A 17711-nucleotide genomic window follows, 5' to 3' on the forward strand; every position below is an offset into this window, starting at 1 on the left:
TGAGAACCGTTACACTTTTGTTTTAAAGCTGTTACGTGTAAAATAAGGGTAGCACTTATTCTATTAATGAAGGATATGACAATGAGAGGGGAATGCATCATGCAAGAAGCACTTATTCAGATTGTTTTATATACCATAAAGGAAAATTACCATACTGAGAAAGATTTTTACTCTAGTCAATTATCCATTAGCCAAGAAAATTGGCAACGATGGAAAGAGGGTGAGATTAGCCTAAAACCAAAAGATGAACAGTCAATCATAAATTTATTTACAGATTATGAATGGATGCTCGTTCAAAAAGTTATTAGAAATGCGACTTTCTTCCCGGAAGTAGAAATGCATCCCGTCGAAGAATACTTGGGAATAAAATTTCACGTAGCTAAAAAATGGGTCAATAGTGGAGCAGCTGAGTTAGCTTTTCAACAAGACAATGAAAAAGAAACAATTAATCAACACCGTAAGAAAAATAGCACTATCCTTAAAATTGAGATGAATTATGATTTCTGGAGTTACAAAGATTGCATTGAGTTGAGTTTACCAGGTATTATCCAACAGCAAATTGAAACTGAAAAACAAGATTTATTGGAATGGTTTAAAGAAAATATTGAAGATCACTATACTGTTTGAGAATGAGTTCAGTAATTTTCTGGAGGTTGGGACAAAAGTCCCGCCTTTTTTTTATCCGATTCTTTTAAAAAAGTTGTTAAATAGAGATAAAAGAAGTCCAAATTTTTTGTGACGATTTTATTAATAAATGTTATCATGGAATGGAACAAAAAAATCCTGGTTTTTAGTAAAAAGAAAACAGGTTTTTTATTTTGCTACTAGTAAAAAGAATGGGGTATTGCTGAAATGAACTACAAAAAAATAGCAGGCAGTCTTTTGATTCTAACAACGATTACAGGTTGCGGATTAATAGAAGAAACTTTTTTGAATGAACCAAGCGAATCTAATAAATCTCAAAAAGAGATAGACAATCAATCAATAGCTGTAGACTCTTCCGTCGAAGTCTTAACACCGGAAGAGGAGCAACAAATAAAAGAAAAAGAAGAACACCAAAAGATGCTAGATGAGTTACCAGATGTATCTGTTTCTGACTGGAATTTACTGTTAGTCAATAACTCCCAGTTAATTGACCCCAATCTCGACTTGCCTCTAACCGTTTTGCCAAATGGATACCTGATTGATGAACGGATAAAACAAGAATATGAAAATTGGTTAAAGAAAGCTTCTGAAGCGGGTTTTGAGATTGTTTTAGTTTCTAGTTACCGCTCAATTGATTTACAACAAAAAAATTATGACAGTAGCATCCAACGTTACATTGACCAAAATTATACTCAAGAAGAAGCCATTCAAGAAACAGAAAATTATATTGCTATTCCAAGAGGCAGTGAACACCACACAGGCTTAGCTGTTGATATAGTAGATTCAGATTGGTTAGAAACCGGAAAAGGGTTGATACCTGAATACGATGCGCAAGCTTCTCAACATTGGTTAGTGGATAATATGACCGATTATGGTTTCATCTTACGCTTCCCACAAGGAAAAGAAGCAGAGACAGGGATTAACTATGAGTCATGGCATTTCCGTTATGTTGGTATTGAAAATGCTAAATATATCGAGAAATATGACTTGTCTTTAGAAGAATATATCCAATTACTAAAAGAAGCCGGAAAATAAAAAGTAAGCAACTAAACTAAAAGGAAAGATGTGATAAGTTGTCTAAAAAGAAACCACTAAAAAAATATGTCTCTTCAAAAAATAAAAAGAAAAATCTTTTTATTTATTGGATGTCTCCTAGTTTTGTAATGGTTAGTTTATTTACAATCTGCCTCATTTTTTTTAGCGCAATCGCTTTATTAGGTTCAAAAAGTCTAAACGAAAGTTCAGATTCGTCCTCAAATATAAATAACGCAAGTCAGGAACAATTTATTAGCCAAACGGCTGAGTATGCTAAACAGATAAAAGAAAAATATGGTATTCTCCCAAGTATTAGTATTGCTCAAGCGATTTTAGAATCTGATTGGGGTAGAAGCGAACTTTCAGTAAAATATAATAATTTTTATGGGATTAAAGGGAGTAACCCCGATCAGACAACGGTCATGAATACAAAAGAATTTGTTAATGGAGAATGGATTGAAATAAAAGCACCGTTTAAAGTATACGATAGTTGGCAAGAATCGATGGACGAGCATGCTAGACTACTCGTTTTTGGAACCACTTGGAATACAAATCAATACGCAACAGTCCTAGCAGCAACAAACTATAAGGATGCAGCAGTTGCCTTGCAAAATAGCGGTTATGCTACCGATCCAGATTACTCCGTAAAGCTAATGGACTTAATTGAACAATACAACTTAAACCAGTATGATTAAGTAACTACAGTTTTTAACTATTGTTCCAATATTCCGATATCTAGACAAGTTAAGAATAAAAATGACTCGACTTGTCTGTTATAATCTGTAATCAGCCCAGTAAGCTGAAAACTAGTCTTCACTTGTCTAGTCTTATCCAAAAACAGCCGAGTAGAGAACAATTAGTTAAGCACTCGTCTAAACTCGTGAATAAAACTAAGGTCCATGGACAATAATGGTTGGTTTTATCACTCGTGATAAAACCATTCCGATAATATTCCGATATCTAGACAAGTTAAGAATAAAAATGACTCGACTTGTCTGTTATAATCTGTAATCAGCCCAGTAAGTTGAAAACTAGTCTTCACTTGTCTGTTATAATCTGTAATCAGCCCAGTGAGTTGAAAACTAGTCTTCACTTGTCTGTTATAATCTGTAATCAGCCCAGTAAGCTGAAAACTAGTCTTCACTTGTCTAGTCTTATCCAAAAACAGCCGAGTAGAGAACAATTAGTTAAACGCTCGTCTAAACTCGTGAATAAAACTAAGGTCCATGGACAATAATGGTTGGTTTTATCACTCGTGATAAAACCATTCCGATATCTAGACAAGTTAAGAATAAAAATGACTCGACTTGTCTGTTATAATCTGTAATCAGCCCAGTGAGTTGAAAACTAGTCTTCACTTGTCTAGTCTTATCCAAAAACAGCCGAGTAGAGAACAATTAGTTAAGCACTCGTCTAAACTCGTGAATAAAAGATAGAGCTTTAAAAAAATAAGTAAGCTAGCGTAAAAGGTATAAAGATACTAGGAGGTTAGTAAATGGAAAAACAGGTTAAAAAAAAGGCTCCAAAAATTACAACAGATTTGAGAAGAGATTACATTAAAGTGCCAGAAATTATAAGAAAAGCGAGTGGAATTGTTATCAATGGTAAACGAATTCGCTCATTTATATTTACAACGGATATTGCGATTATTATGAATAATAATGCAGATGCGATAATAGCTGTTTATCCATTTACACCTCATCCAGCGGTTGTCAACGGCATCACAACGGTAGCGAACATGCCTGTTGTTGCAGGAGTTGGTGGAGGATTGACTCACGGTCCTAGATCATCCAATATTGCTTTGTTCGCTGAAGCACACGGCTGTATCAGTGTTGTTTTGAACTCACCCACACCTTTAAGCACAATAAGAGAGGTAAATGGCATAGTTGACATTCCAATTATCTTGACAGTCGTTTCAGAATTTACAGATATTCAAGAAAAAATAGATGCAGGAGTCGATATCTTGAATATCAGTGGTGCAGCGAATACCGCTAATATTGTCAGAGAAATCCGTCAAGCTTTCCCGGAATTGCCAATTATAGCAACGGGTGGACCAACTTTAGAAAGCATCCAAAGAACAATAGAAGCAGGAGCCAATGCTATCACTTATACACCACCAAGTAACGGGGAACTATTTAGTGAAAAAATGAAGAAATACCGTAAACAAGAAGAAGAAAAAGCAGAGGATTCTGAATATCACGAATGAAAGTACCTTAAAAGGTCCAGCTACTTAATTCTAACAAAGTAAAAAAGGAGGTAAATGAGTGGAAACAATAAAACGCAATAAAAAGAAAAAGCAACCGTCGTGGAAAATCATTGTTGCAATGAGTCTGATTCTCATAACAATAATCGGCGTAGGAGCAGGATACTATTTTTGGTCAAAACAAAAGGACGAAAAAGCAGCACAACAAACGGTAGATTCTTATGTTAATGCTTTAGAAAAACAAGATTACTCAAAATTAAGTCAGTTAGCCTCACAAAAGTCATTGAAAAAAATAGTTTACACTAAAAAAGAAATAAAAGAACGCTATGAAGCAATTTATGGCGGAATTGGTGTTTCAGATGTAACGGTTTCTGGTGTGAAGTCTGTCTTGAACAAAGAGAAAGACCATTACGATGTTACGTATAATATGCAAATGACGACTTCTTTAGGAAAATTAGAAACACAATCATATGCCACGACTATGAGTAAAGAACAAGAAGACTATCGGGTGGACTGGAGCACAAAACTTATTTTTCCGGACTTAGAGTTAAAGGATAAAATTAGTTTAGCGACCACAATCGGTGAGCGTGGAGATATCCTTTCAAAAGATGGTTCTCCCCTAGCAACAGAAGGAAAGTTTTGGGATGCAGGTTTATATCCTGAAGCTTTAGGCGAAGGAATAGAAAAAGACAAAAAACTAGCTGTTATTAGTGAAAAATATACTATCTCAGCAGAGCAACTAGAAAATAAGCTGGCCGCTGAATGGGTATTACCAGAGAGTTTCGTGCCTTTTAAAATTGTAAAAGATGGCGAAACTCCTGAAGTACCGGGAGTACTCTACCAAGAAAAAACACTGCGTACGTATCCACTGAACGAAGCAGCAGCTCATCTAATCGGGTATGTCGGAGAAACAACAGCGGAAGACATTGAAAAAAATCCAAGTTTACAAGCTGGAGATATCATCGGGAAAGCTGGGTTAGAAGCAGCCTTTAATGAACGTTTAAATGGTCAAAAAGGTGGAAGAATTGTTATTAACGATGAAACAGATCAGTTAAAGAAAGTGATTCAAGAAATGGAATTGAAAAACGGTGAAGATATCATATTAACAATCAATGCGAAACTTCAAAAAGCAGCCTACGAAAAATTAAAAGGTGAAAACGGATCAGCTGTTTTCATGGATCCTAAAGACGGCAGTTTGTTGTCATTAGTTAGTACACCATCTTATGATGCCAACCAAATGACAATGGGCATCAGTACAAAAGACTACCAAAAGTATACGGATGATGTAAATAACCCTTTCTTATCCCGCTTTGCATCAGGTTATGCTCCTGGTTCAACGTTTAAGACAATTACAGCAGCAATCGGATTAGATTCTGGAGTGACAACAGTAGATGAAACCCACAAAATTGACGGCCTAAAATGGCAAAAAGAATCATCATGGGGAAATCACTATATTGTCCGTGTTTCAGATACACCGCAAGTAAATTTGGAGTCAGCCCTAGTTTATTCTGATAATATCTATTTTGCTAAAGAAGCTTTAGAAATGGGACAAAAAGCATATGAAGAAGGATTATCTAAGTTTATTTTCGGAGAAAAGTTAGACTTACCAATAGCGATGAACCCAGCTCAACTATCAAATGAGGGAACATTAGCGAATGAAAAATTACTAGCGGATACAGCATATGGGCAAGGTCAACTTTTACTAAATCCTATCCAGCAAGCCGTATCGTTTTCAGTTTTCGCTAATCAGGGGCAGTTGATTTTTCCTAAACTAACGGCCGATCAAAAAACAGCTGAACCAAAAATGGCTGTGACTGTCGAATCTGCGGATATAGTGAAAAATAATTTGATTAAGGTAGTAGAAAACCCAGAAGGAACAGCACACAGCCTTGCTTCGTTAAATAAAAAGAACCTAGCAGCAAAAACAGGAACAGCCGAAACAACCGCATCAGAGGTAGAAGGTGAAGATGCAGATACTAATGGCTTCCTACTAACTTTCGATGCAGAAAATAAGAGCTATCTAATGGTAGCAATAATCGAAGGCAAATCAAGCGGAGACGTTACTACAACCATGAAACCCTTATTAGGAAATATAGAAGACCTATTAAATTAAAAGATGCACAGAACTCTATTCAGCTCTGATAGGGAAATAAAACAGTACCGCAAGAGGCTAAAAGCCTCGAGGAGACAGTTGAATTTACAAAAAGAGCTAGAGTCCGTAGCTCAATAAATAAAATAAAAAGAAACGACAATCTAAAGTTCTTATCATAAAGCAATGGAAGTAAACTAATTTGCTATGAGCTTTAAATTATGGTATGTTTTTTTTAATCGAAAAAACGCAACTATTAAAAAGGAGACCACGATTTATGAATCCAGACCCCGACAGTCAGTCGATGTTAGGACAAATTTTGTTTATTATTGTTCTAACAGGTATTAATGCTTTTTTTGCTTCAGCAGAAATGGCATTTGTATCGTTAAACCAAAGCAAAGTAAGAGAGAAAGCTGCCCAAGGCGATAAAAAATCAGCTGCAGTATTGAACTTATTAGCGAACTCAGATAATTTTCTTGCGACCATTCAAGTAGCTATCACATTAGCAGGATTTATTTCGAGTGCCTCAGCTGCGACAAGCTTTGCTTCACGCTTGGAACCTTTGTTAATAAACATTCCAGGTGGGAAACAACTAGCAGTTGTATTGGTAACAGTTATTTTATCTTACGTTACACTTGTTTTTGGTGAGTTGTATCCCAAACAAGTTGCTTTACAAAAAGCAGAAGAAGTAGCTAGCTTCACTGCTGGACCCATTAGAGTAGCACAAATTATTTTTGCACCTTTCGTAAAACTACTCTCGTTATCAACGAGTTTATTGAAGAAAATGACACCAATTGATTTCTCTAAACAAGAAGAAAAAATGACTCGTGATGAGTTTCGTTCTTATTTAGAAAATAGCCAAGCAAAAGGCGCGATTGATGTTGATCAATTTACAATGCTAAAAGGTGTTCTATCAATGGACACAAAAATGGCACGAGAGATTATGGTCCCTCGAACAGATACTTTTATGATTGATTATGAGGATGGAACGAAAGAAAATATTCCTTTATTGCTAGATTGCAGATTTTCTCGTGTGCCCGTTTATATATCTGATAAAGACAATATCATCGGTATTGTCCATGTGAAAAATTTGTTGAAAGCCTCAAGAATGACCCAGCTAGATGATATTGATATTAAAGATATCTTGAATCCACCCTTATATGTGCCTGAAACAATCTTTATGGATGATTTATTGTATGAGCTAAAACGAACTCGCAATCAAATGGCTATTTTAAATGATGAGTATGGTGGAGTCGTTGGGATAGCGACATTAGAAGATTTATTAGAAGAGATTGTTGGCGATATTGACGATGAGTACGATGAAACGTATAGTATGATTCAAATAATAAGTGAAACACGCTACTTAGTGGATGGCTCTGCCCCTCTTTCTAAATTCAATGAGTTTTTCAATACAAGTATAGAATCCAATGATGTCGACTCGATAGCTGGCTTTTTCATTATGCAACATGGCAGTATTCCTCAACTAGGTGAAGAAGCCGTAGTCAAATACGCCGGTTACATCTTTACGGCTAATGATATAGAAGGTTCTAGACTAGTTAATTTGTATGTTGATACTATTTCACAAGAGCCAACAAATGACCAAATAACTGGTTAGTTTTTAAAGATATCTAGTTGAATAAGCTTAATAAGAACTCAAAAAACAGACAATTGAATTTTTGAGTTTTTATTTTATAAACGAACAATTATCATATTTTTTGTATAAAAGTTTATTATTATTGATAGTTGAATGAGAAAATAAAAAAAATATTGACGTTTGAAAAAAAATATATTCGATACAACATCAACTTATATAATGCCAAAATAAGGTTGGCAAGTTTCTACCCAGTACCGTAAATACTGGACTATAAGTAAAGAACTAAAAATGAGCTAAATTCAATTGGATTTAAGGCCTTTTTTAACTTTGCTTTAGTAAGAAACAAAGCGAAGTTAAAAAGGTCTCTTTTTGTTTTTTAAAAGAAATAATAACTAAACAAGAAAAGTTTTTAAAGGAAGGGTAGGATGATGATGAAATTATTAGAAGAACGTATTTTAAAAGATGGCATGGTATTAGGTGAAGATATTTTGAAAGCAGATAATTTTCTAAATCATCAAATTGATCCAGTTTTGATGCAGGCCATGGGAAATGAATTTGCTAGTTATTTTGCAAATAAGGGTATTACAAAAATACTAACGATTGAAACTTCAGGAATAGCACCAGCTGTTTTTGCTGGATTAGAATTAGGTATTCCAGTTATTTTTGCTCGCAAACATAAAAGCTTAACGCTAATCGATAATTTATATACTACAAATGTTCATTCGTTCACAAAAGGAGTAACAAACAAAATCGCAGTTTCAAGAAATTTTTTAGATGCAACCGATCATGTCTTAATAATTGATGACTTTTTAGCTAACGGACAAGCAGCAAAAGGACTGATTGAAATTTGTCGCCAGGCAAAAGCATCTCTTGCTGGGATTGGGATAGTGATAGAAAAATCATTTCAACCTGGGCGTAAAGATTTAGAAGAATTAGGGTTTGATATTTTATCTTTAGCTCGTATTCGTGCATTTGAAAAGGGTGTCGTTAAATTTGTAAAAGAAGAGGAGAAAAAATAAAATATTAACCAACTCAAAAGCAGCAGCTTTATGATTGCAACATGTATTGGCTATATACGCGGGAGCGATTTTAGTTCCTTTATTAATTGGGAGTGCAATTGGGTTTAATTCAGAACAAATGACCTACCTCGTATCAATCGATATTTTTATGTGTGGTGTCGCTACATTATTGCAATTATTTGTTAACCGTTATTTTGGAATAGGCTGACCTGTTGTACTGGGTTGTGCGATGCAAACTGTTTCTCCTTTAATTTTAATTGGCACAACTAAGAGTATCGGAGCGTTGTATGGCGCAATTATTGCTTCTGGAATCTTCATTATCCTTATCGCTGGTTTATTCTCAAAGATCAACCGTTTTTCCCACTGGTTGTAACGGGAACCGTCATCACAGTTATTGGCTTAACTCTTATCCCAGTTGGCATTGAGAAGATGGGTGGTGGAATAAAAATAGTTCCTGATTTTGGTTCTGGCAAGTACTTATTCTTGGCCTTCTTAACCGTTGTGATTATTCTAGGCATCCAGTTATTTGCAAAAGGGTTTATTCTTTCGTTAGCTATTATTATCGGTTTAATTGCCGGAAAAATTGTTGGCTCACTCATGGGACTGGTTACCTTAGCACCTGTAGCCGAAGCAACTTGGTTTCATTTTCCGCAATCTTTTTATTTTGGAGCGCCTATTTTTAAATGGTCCTCTATTTTAACAATGATTTTAATTCTAATTGTTAGCATGGTTGAATCTACCGGCGTTTATTTTGCACTAGGAGAAGTAACCGGTCAGACAATCGAAGAAGTGCATTTGAAAAAAGGATACCGTGCAGAAGAATTAGCTATTATTTTAGGAGAAATTTTTAATACATTCCCTTATACAGCATTCTAACAAATTGTTGGTTTGGTTCAAATGTTTGGTATTCGTACGCGTAAACCCATTTATTTTGCAACTGGCTTTTTAATAGTTTTAGGACTTGTCCCGAAGATTGGCGCATTTGCGACTAGTATTCCTGAACTTGTTTTAGGTGGTGCAATGATGATTTTATTTGGAATAGTTGTGACTCAAGGAGTTAAAATGCTGAGCCAGGTTGATTTAAATGAAGATGGCAACTTAATGATTGTTGCGCTATCTTTTGGACTTGGCTTAGGCGTAACTGTCGTACCAGAGTTATTCGCTAATCTACCAGCAGCCGTTCAAACTTTCACAGGAAACGGCATCGTTGTAACGAGTGTGACAGCCATCACGTTGACTATCCTTTCTCATCACGGACGCAAGAAACAATTAGTCGAAACGGTAGTAGAAAAAGAAAATCTGATGGATTTACCAGAGACTACTTAATCGATTCTTTTAATCGAACGATTTACCCCTTTAAAATGAAAGCCTCAGCTGAGTACCAAATAGGCCGAGGCTTTTTTTATAAAAAATTAAACCATTTTTACTTGCTATTTTGAGAATGTTTGATAGGCTTATAAAGAAATAGACTATCTTATTAACAGATCGGGGATTTTTAGAATGGATACAAATTTTCAATTTTTAGGCCTTATATTTATCATTAATTTAGCATATGTAGCATTAAATACGATTCGATTTATGCTGACTATGAAAGGGTATCGACTGATTGCCCCTCTTGTTTCAATGGTTGAAATTACTATTTATATTGTCGGGTTAGGATTGGTTCTCGATCGACTAGATAATTTTTTGAATATTGCGGCTTATGCACTCGGCTATGGTGTTGGGATTGCTGTTGGAATCCAAATTGAAGAGTACTTGGCACTGGGACATATTATGGTAACGGCTATCGTACCTGATGTAAAAAGTGAAATTGCTGAAGCTTTACGAGATTTAGGCTATGGTGTCACAACGAGTTATGCTTTGGGTAAAGAAGGCGATCGGTTAGTGTTAGAGATATTGACTACTCGCAAATCGGAAAGGAAATTATACAAACAAATTAGTGAAATAGAATCTAAAGCTTTTGTTATTTCTTATGAACCTAAATATATCAGTGGTGGTTTTTGGACCAAGAAAGTTAAAAAAAGAAGGAACGCATTAAAACAACGAGGAGAACTTTAAAAAAGATACCAGTATTTAGTAATAAATCATGACAGTTTTTAAGTTAACTGTTAAACTAATAAAGAAAAAAATGAGCGAAAAGGTAGTGAGGCAGTTGCCGAATATAATTAATCCTGGGAAAACGATTGGCATTATTGGTGGAGATCATTTAGGAAGGATGATGGCATTAGCTGCAAAACAAATGGGGTACAGGGTTGGTATCTTGCATCCTGAAAAAAATTGTCCAGCTGCACAAGTAGCAGATTGGCAAATCGTGGCTACTTGTGACGAGCAAGAGGCATTAATGGATTTTGCGATGAAGTGTGATGTTGTGACCTATGAATTTGAAAATATTGATGCGAGCAAAATGGAAGGACTAAGTAAAACAGTCGCTGTGCCACAAGGAGGCGTATTGTTAGCTATTGCTCAAGATCGGATATTAGAAAAAGCTTATTTAGAAATGAATAAGATTAACTTAGCCCCTTATGAGATGATTTTAACGTTAGAAGATATTAAGATAGCCGCTAGTTCAATCGGTTTTCCGAGTGTGTTAAAAACAGTCTATGACGAAAACGGAGAAAAAGGCCAACGAATTCTTTATGGAGAAGAGGATATTTTAAAATGTGAATCTTTTTTAAAAAGAGGGACTTGTATTTTAGAAGCGTGGATCCCATTTGAACGAGAATTATCGATAGTGATTTCGAGAAACGCTGCAGGTGATATGTCTGTATTTCCAACCGCTGAAATTGTTCATCGTGACAATCTTTTAGAAGAAGCAATTGTGCCAGCGAGAGTTTCAAAAGAAGTAACTCAAGAAGTCAAACGCATTAGTCAGACTATAGCGGAGGGCTTGGATTTAGTAGGTACATTGGGAATAGAACTATTCCTGACTTCCTCTGGTGCTTTATACGTAAGTGAATTGGTTTCACACCCTCATGGTTCAGCAAATTATAGTATTGATGCTTGCTCGACATCTCAATTTGAAACCCATATTAGAGCAATTTGTGGTTGGCCTTTACCAGAGATCACTTTACTTTCGGACGCTGTTTCTGTCACGATTTTTGGAGAACAAATGAAAAGTGTAGAATGGCAAATCCAATTGAAACCAAATTGGCATTTTCATTATTATGGAAAAAATGAAGCAAGAGTAAGTAGAATCATGGGCCATATTACTATTTTGACAAAAGATGTCGATAAGACACTTGAAAATATACATGATACAGGAATCTGGATTTAAAAAAGGGAGTACGAAGTAGATGATTGAACGCTACACAAGAAGTGAAATGGGCCAATTATGGACAGACGAAAATCGCTACAATACATGGTTAGAAGTAGAAATATTAGCAGTGGAAGCATGGGCCGAACGTGGCGATATAGCTACCGAAGAAGCTGAAAAAATAAGAGCAAATGCAAGCTTTAAAGTAGAACGGATTTTAGAAATTGAAGAAGAAACTCGCCATGACGTCGTTGCGTTTACTCGCGCGGTATCCGAGTCACTTGGTGAGGAGCGCAAATGGATTCATTACGGTCTAACCAGCACCGATGTTGTTGATACGGCTTATGGCTACCAATTAAAGCAAGTAAACGCCTTATTACGAAAAGATTTAACGGATTTTTTGGTTATTCTTGCCGAGAAAGCAAACGAGCATAAATACACGGTCATGATGGGAAGAACACATGGTGTCCATGCTGAACCAACGACTTTCGGTTTGAAATTGGCGCTTTGGTATTCAGAAATGAAACGCAATATCGAACGGTTTGAGCATGCAGCAAACGGAATAGAAGCAGGAAAAATCAGTGGAGCAGTTGGAACGTTTGCCCATACGCCACCAGCTGTTGAGAAATACGTTTGTGAAAAGTTAGGCCTTCGACCACAAGAGATTTCTACACAAATTTTGCCGCGTGATTTACATGCAGAATACATGGCAACACTCGCTTTAATAGCAACGAGTATTGAAAAATTCGCAACTGAAATTCGCGGTCTTCAAAAATCAGAAACACGAGAGGTAGAAGAGTTTTTTGCTAAAGGCCAAAAAGGATCCTCTGCCATGCCACACAAGCGCAATCCAATCGGTTCTGAGAACGTCACGGGATTAGCACGGGTAATCAGAGGTCATATGGTTACAGCATATGATAATGTGGTCTTATGGCACGAGCGAGACATTTCACATTCTTCAGCTGAGCGAATCATTTTACCAGACTCCACTATTTTGTTAGATTACATTCTTAATCGATTTGGTAGTATTATGAAAAACTTGACTGTTTACCCTGAAAATATGCAGCGTAATATGAAAGCTACTTATGGCTTAATTTATAGCCAACGTGTTTTACTAAAGTTAATTGATAAGGGCATGAGCCGTGAAAAAGCTTATGATCTCGTTCAACCTAAAACAGCTCTTTCTTGGGAAAGCCAGATTCCTTTCCGTAATTTAATCGAAGGAGATGCTGAAATTATGTCTCTTATGACACTGGCTGAACTAGATGATGCGTTCGATTACCGGTATCATTTGAAAAATGTAGATGTCCTCTTCGATAGAGTTGGACTTTAAAAAATAAAAAAAGATAAAAGAGTAAATAGAAATGGCATAGGCAGGCTATCAATAAAATGTGCCTAAGCCATTTCTATTTGTATCATTAAACTGCAATAAGGAGGAAAAGGAATGACGAAAGCAAAAATGAAAGTCATTACGACCATGTTGATCTTCGGAACAATTGGACTGTTTGTTAAAAATATTGACTTAACTTCAAGTGAAATAGCCCTTTACCGTGGTTTTTTTGGAAGTACCTTCCTTTTGCTAATCTTGTTTTTTAATAAAAAGACCTTATCTTGGGGAAAAATTAAAGAGAATGCTAAAATTCTTTTTTATTCAGGGACAGCTATTGGATTAAATTGGATTTTATTATTTGAAGCTTACCGCTACACGACCATTTCGAACGCAACATTAAGCTATTATATGGCCCCTTTATTTGTTGTTTTAGCTTCTCCTTTTATTTTAAACGAAAAACTGACTAAATTAAAAATAGGAGCAATTTTTTTAGCATTAATTGGTATGTATTTTATTGTAGAAAAAGGCACATCAAATGGACTAGGATACAATCATTCTTTAGGAATTACCTATGGTATCGGTGCAGCCTTATTGTATGCGAGTGTGATTTTAGCGACGAAGTTTTTGAAAAATATTGCTAGTTTAGAAACTACGATTGTCCAATTGATGACGGCTTCTCTAGTATTAGCACCCTATGTTTTCTTAAAAGAAGGGTTCAATATTGTAACCGTCTCTAGCACGTCTTTGGTTTATTTATTATTTTTAGGTATTGTTCATACTGGGGTAGCTTATGCTTTATACTTTTCAGCGATGCAAGTTTTAAAAGGCCAGACGATGGCTATTTTAAGTTATATTGATCCTATTTCAGCTGTTTTTTTATCAACCATATTTTTAAATGAGCGCATGACACCCATCCAACTGATCGGTGGGTTCTTTATCCTAGCAGCAGCATTTTTAAGTGAAAGTGGAGTAGTTGAAAAAATGAAAACAACTCGTTCATTGAAAAACTGATTGAAAAAAACTTTATGAAAAGATACTATACTTGTATGTACAAGATGAAGTCTTTATTATTGAAGGATAGAGGTCAATTAAAGAAACTGACGATAGGTGGATAAAATTATGGCTAAACCAAAAAAATTAGATGAATTGGCTTATCAATACATAAAAGAAAAAATCGATACGAGGCAATGGATGCCTCAAACTCGTATTACTGAGTTAGGCTTATCTAAAGAATTGAATATTAGTCGTACGCCTATCCGTCAAGCTTTTCAGCAACTTCAAAAAGAGGGCTTCCTAGAGGTTGAAGTCTATAAAGGTGCACGTGTTAGAGAACAAAAAATCGAATCTCGTGGTGCACAAGAAAGATTAGAGTTCATTGAAATGACTCTCATCAATTATTTTCATTACCTCCAAATAAAAGAAATTATATTTGACTGCTCACAAGTTGAAGAAAAATTAGTCTTTCTAAAAAAACACCTCAATGATTCAGAAAAGGAATTTTTAAATTTAGAAGCCCAGTTGATTTATAAAATACTAGTTTATAATAAAAATAATTATTTTGTTAGATTAATGATGGATACAATTCGTGAAATACAAACACAAAACAACCCAGAATACCTCTTGCTAATGAAAAAAAACCGTGATGTAAAAATAGCCCATTATGAAAAAATAGTAGCTTACTTAAAAGTAGGGGACCATCCTTTAGCTCGTAAGCAAGTTCGTATTTTAATCAATCAGCTAACACTTAATATTATTCACAATGGACAGAATTAAAGAGCTTCAGTTTTTTTTACTGCCTAACAGATAGAGTCAGACAAAATGAATAAGAAAAATTAAATAGATTGAATGAACCAACTCAATAAGATAAGAAACAAGATGAACTCTAAAAAAGTGGTTCTAGTTTCTTATCTTATTGAGTTATTTTATCATCTAATTTATTTTATAACAGGCATAAAATATAAATAAGGCAAGTTAGATTATTCAATAGCCTAGTCTGACTTAAACAAGGAGTGTTTGGTTTTTATCTTTTCAATTAAATCTTTTATTCATTTCTCGATTTAGGCCAATCTGTGGTAAAATGGGTAATGGAAACTTATGCAAAAATTCATTTTCTTTTATAAAATAAAAAGAAGAAATAAAGATGAAATGATTAGACGATTGAGTTTGATACAAAGAGAGGATGGACAAATTTTGGCAATACAAAACAACTTGTTAGAGGGTATGAACCCAGGACAAAAGGAAGCCGTAGCTTATACAGAAGGTCCTCTTTTAATTATGGCAGGAGCAGGCAGTGGAAAGACGCGTGTGTTAACGCATCGCATTGCTTATTTAATTGATGAAAAAGGCGTAAATCCATGGAATATATTAGCCATAACCTTTACGAATAAGGCCGCTAAAGAAATGAAAGAACGCGTTGGTCGTTTGATGGAAACAGGTGGAGATAGTGTCTGGGTTTCAACGTTCCACTCCATGTGTGTGCGTATGTTGCGCCGTGATATCGACCGGATTGGATACAACAAAGCTTTTACAATCAGTGATCCAAGCGATCAGCAAACCCTAATGAAACGGATTTTAAAAGAGCAAAATATTGATCCAAAAAAATACAATCCAAGAGCGATTCTTTCTGAAATCAGTAACGCAAAAAATGAATTAATGAATGCAAAAGAGTACCGTAATTCAGCAAATAGTTTTTTTGAAAAAATCGTAGCGGATTGTTATGACGACTACCAACGTGAATTACGTCGTAACCAATCAGTCGATTTTGACGACTTAATTATGCTAACGATTCGTCTATTCCAAGAAAGCCAAGAAACGTTGGATTATTATCAAAATAAATTTCATTACATTCATGTCGATGAATATCAAGATACCAATACAGCACAATATACATTGGTTAATATGATGGCGAAACGCTTTAAAAACTTGTGTGTGGTTGGAGATGCAGACCAAAGTATCTATGGTTGGCGTGGTGCGAATATGGATAATATTTTAGATTTTGAAAAGGATTACCCAGATGCAAAAGTAGTGATGCTTGAACAAAACTACCGCTCAACCAAGTTTATTTTGAAAGCAGCGAATGATGTCATTGCAAATAATAATAAACGCAAAGTCAAAAAACTTTGGACAGAAAATGATGAGGGCAATAAAATTACTTATTACCGTGGTCAATCTGAAGGAGACGAATCAAGATACGTTGTCTCAAAAATATTGGAAGAAATGAAGGCAGCCAATTATAACTATGGCGATTTCGCTGTATTGTATCGGACAAATGCTCAGTCACGTGTTATTGAGGAAAATTTATTGAAATCCAATATTCCTTATAAAATGGTTGGCGGGCACAAGTTCTATGACCGCAAAGAAATTCGTGACGTGTTAGCTTATTTGCGTTTATTAGCTAACCCAGAAGACAATATGAGTTTTGAAAGAGTCGTTAACACTCCTAAGCGAGGAATTGGCCCTGGTACAATTGAAAAATTAAGAAGTTTTGCTAATGAATACGACTGGTCTTTATTAGAAGCAGCCTTGAACGTTTCAATTACCAATATTAAAGGTAAAGCGGCAGGCGAACTTGAAGGATTTGCCTTCATGATGCGTGACTTGCAACAAATGCAAGAATACTTGCCAGTAACTAAATTAGTAGAGGAAGTTCTTGACCGCAGTGGTTATTTGAAAAGCTTAGAGTTGGAACGAACACTTGAGTCTGAAACACGTGTTGAGAATATTAAAGAGTTCTTATCGGTTACCCAACAATTTGAAAAAGATAATGGTGAAGATAAAAGCTTACTAACTTTTTTAACTGATTTAGCCTTGATATCAGATTTAGATAATATCGAAGAAGAACCACAAAGTGAAGTAACCTTGATGACCTTGCATGCAGCTAAAGGGTTGGAGTTTCCAATCGTATTTTTGATTGGTTTAGAAGAAGGAATATTCCCACTTTCTCGTTCGATGATGGAAGAAGACGACCTAGAAGAAGAACGTCGCTTAGCTTATGTTGGTATCACTCGTGCTGAGAAAAAACTGTACATCACTAATGCGTATTCACGAGTATTGTATGGGAAAATGCAAAGCAACCAGGCTTCCCGTTTTATTAGAGAAATATCTGAAGAAGTCATTGAATTAGGCAATAATCAAGCTGGAAACACCTATACAACAAATTTTAGTCGCTCAATTAGCTCAACACCTTATCGAACCAATCAAGCAGAAAAAGCTGCAAGTACACCTTATCAATCACCAGTTAGTGATAAAAAAGAAAGTGGCGCTGATAAATTAGCTTGGAGTACCGGCGATAAAGCTGTACACAAAAAATGGGGCATTGGAACAGTCGTTAAAGTAACCGGCGACACCGACAACTTACAACTAGATATAGCTTTCAAAGAACAAGGAATCAAAAGATTATTAGCTGCATTCGTACCAATAGAAAAACAAGATGCTGAACACTCTGACCAGTCATGAAAGAAAAATAGGAAATAACAAAGAGGATGTTTCTTATCCTCAAAGTTATTTATCATTTTTCCGAATGACTAGAGTGTAAAGCTCAATT

At 35.4% G+C, this 17711-nt stretch carries 13 protein-coding genes, 1 pseudogene and 1 riboswitch; all 14 genes and pseudogenes read left to right on the forward strand.

All coding sequences use genetic code 11. The features are described from left to right. Window positions 1-81: 81 nt before the first annotated feature. Entirely contained in the window at window positions 82-627 is a 546-nt protein-coding gene (locus tag B9Y54_RS07290; RefSeq protein WP_234987869.1) for a hypothetical protein, read from the forward strand. Window positions 628-852: 225 nt separating this feature from the next. Further along, on the forward strand, window positions 853-1680 hold the full coding sequence (locus tag B9Y54_RS07295; RefSeq protein ID WP_085559652.1) for a M15 family metallopeptidase: 828 nt from the start codon (window positions 853-855) through the stop codon (window positions 1678-1680). A gap of 38 nt (window positions 1681-1718) precedes the next feature. After that, window positions 1719-2375 carry a glycoside hydrolase family 73 protein gene (locus B9Y54_RS07300; RefSeq protein WP_234987871.1) on the forward strand — a complete coding sequence of 219 codons (657 nt, stop codon included), beginning with the start codon at window positions 1719-1721 and terminating at the stop codon, window positions 2373-2375. Window positions 2376-3175: 800 nt separating this feature from the next. Next, window positions 3176-3886 carry a beta/alpha barrel domain-containing protein gene (locus B9Y54_RS07305; RefSeq protein ID WP_085559653.1) on the forward strand — a complete coding sequence of 237 codons (711 nt, stop codon included), beginning with the start codon at window positions 3176-3178 and terminating at the stop codon, window positions 3884-3886. A 58-nt stretch (window positions 3887-3944) separates the two neighbouring features. Further along, the gene (pbp4, locus tag B9Y54_RS07310) at window positions 3945-5996 is read left to right on the forward strand and encodes a penicillin-binding protein PBP4(5) (protein ID WP_234987872.1); all 2052 of its coding nucleotides are present in this window, start codon (window positions 3945-3947) and stop codon (window positions 5994-5996) included. A 253-nt stretch (window positions 5997-6249) separates the two neighbouring features. Then, a complete protein-coding gene (locus B9Y54_RS07315) occupies window positions 6250-7587 on the forward strand; it encodes a hemolysin family protein (RefSeq protein ID WP_085559654.1) in 1338 nt (445 codons plus the stop codon). A gap of 171 nt (window positions 7588-7758) precedes the next feature. Further along, window positions 7759-7857: riboswitch (purine riboswitch) on the forward strand. A gap of 140 nt (window positions 7858-7997) precedes the next feature. Further along, window positions 7998-8585: a xanthine phosphoribosyltransferase gene (locus B9Y54_RS07320; RefSeq protein ID WP_085560541.1), complete on the forward strand. Its 588-nt coding sequence runs from the start codon at window positions 7998-8000 to the stop codon at window positions 8583-8585. A gap of 34 nt (window positions 8586-8619) precedes the next feature. After that, window positions 8620-9911: pseudogene (locus B9Y54_RS07325) on the forward strand (nucleobase:cation symporter-2 family protein). Between the two features lie 174 nt (window positions 9912-10085). After that, window positions 10086-10643, forward strand: coding sequence for a DUF2179 domain-containing protein (locus B9Y54_RS07330; RefSeq protein ID WP_085559655.1), 558 nt, complete (start codon window positions 10086-10088; stop codon window positions 10641-10643). Between the two features lie 94 nt (window positions 10644-10737). Then, a complete protein-coding gene (purK, locus tag B9Y54_RS07335) occupies window positions 10738-11859 on the forward strand; it encodes a 5-(carboxyamino)imidazole ribonucleotide synthase (RefSeq protein ID WP_085559656.1) in 1122 nt (373 codons plus the stop codon). Between the two features lie 19 nt (window positions 11860-11878). Further along, window positions 11879-13171: an adenylosuccinate lyase gene (purB, locus tag B9Y54_RS07340; protein WP_085559657.1), complete on the forward strand. Its 1293-nt coding sequence runs from the start codon at window positions 11879-11881 to the stop codon at window positions 13169-13171. Window positions 13172-13282: 111 nt separating this feature from the next. After that, window positions 13283-14179, forward strand: a complete 897-nt coding sequence (locus B9Y54_RS07345; protein ID WP_085559658.1) for a DMT family transporter — start codon at window positions 13283-13285, stop codon at window positions 14177-14179. A gap of 108 nt (window positions 14180-14287) precedes the next feature. Then, complete coding sequence (locus B9Y54_RS07350; RefSeq protein WP_085559659.1) at window positions 14288-14941, forward strand: GntR family transcriptional regulator; 654 nt, start codon at window positions 14288-14290, stop codon at window positions 14939-14941. 417 nt (window positions 14942-15358) lie between these two features. Then, on the forward strand, window positions 15359-17623 hold the full coding sequence (gene pcrA, locus B9Y54_RS07355; protein WP_090005032.1) for a DNA helicase PcrA: 2265 nt from the start codon (window positions 15359-15361) through the stop codon (window positions 17621-17623). The last annotated feature ends 88 nt before the right edge of the window (window positions 17624-17711 follow it).

Source organism: Carnobacterium iners (assembly GCF_900177385.1).
In the GTDB taxonomy this organism is placed as follows: domain Bacteria; phylum Bacillota; class Bacilli; order Lactobacillales; family Carnobacteriaceae; genus Carnobacterium_A; species Carnobacterium_A iners.

Bases quoted from the DNA above. Each gene is read 5' to 3' on its own strand.
- B9Y54_RS07350 (WP_085559659.1), top strand. From the start codon at position 14,288: ATGGCTAAACCAAAAAAATTAGATGAATTGGCTTATCAATACATAAAA.
- B9Y54_RS07290 (WP_234987869.1), top strand. From the start codon at position 82: ATGAGAGGGGAATGCATCATGCAAGAAGCACTTATTCAGATTGTTTTA.
- B9Y54_RS07305 (WP_085559653.1), top strand. From the start codon at position 3,176: ATGGAAAAACAGGTTAAAAAAAAGGCTCCAAAAATTACAACAGATTTG.
- B9Y54_RS07330 (WP_085559655.1), top strand. From the start codon at position 10,086: ATGGATACAAATTTTCAATTTTTAGGCCTTATATTTATCATTAATTTA.
- B9Y54_RS07345 (WP_085559658.1), top strand. From the start codon at position 13,283: ATGACGAAAGCAAAAATGAAAGTCATTACGACCATGTTGATCTTCGGA.
- B9Y54_RS07315 (WP_085559654.1), top strand. From the start codon at position 6,250: ATGAATCCAGACCCCGACAGTCAGTCGATGTTAGGACAAATTTTGTTT.
- purB (WP_085559657.1), top strand. From the start codon at position 11,879: ATGATTGAACGCTACACAAGAAGTGAAATGGGCCAATTATGGACAGAC.
- B9Y54_RS07320 (WP_085560541.1), top strand. From the start codon at position 7,998: ATGAAATTATTAGAAGAACGTATTTTAAAAGATGGCATGGTATTAGGT.
- B9Y54_RS07295 (WP_085559652.1), top strand. From the start codon at position 853: ATGAACTACAAAAAAATAGCAGGCAGTCTTTTGATTCTAACAACGATT.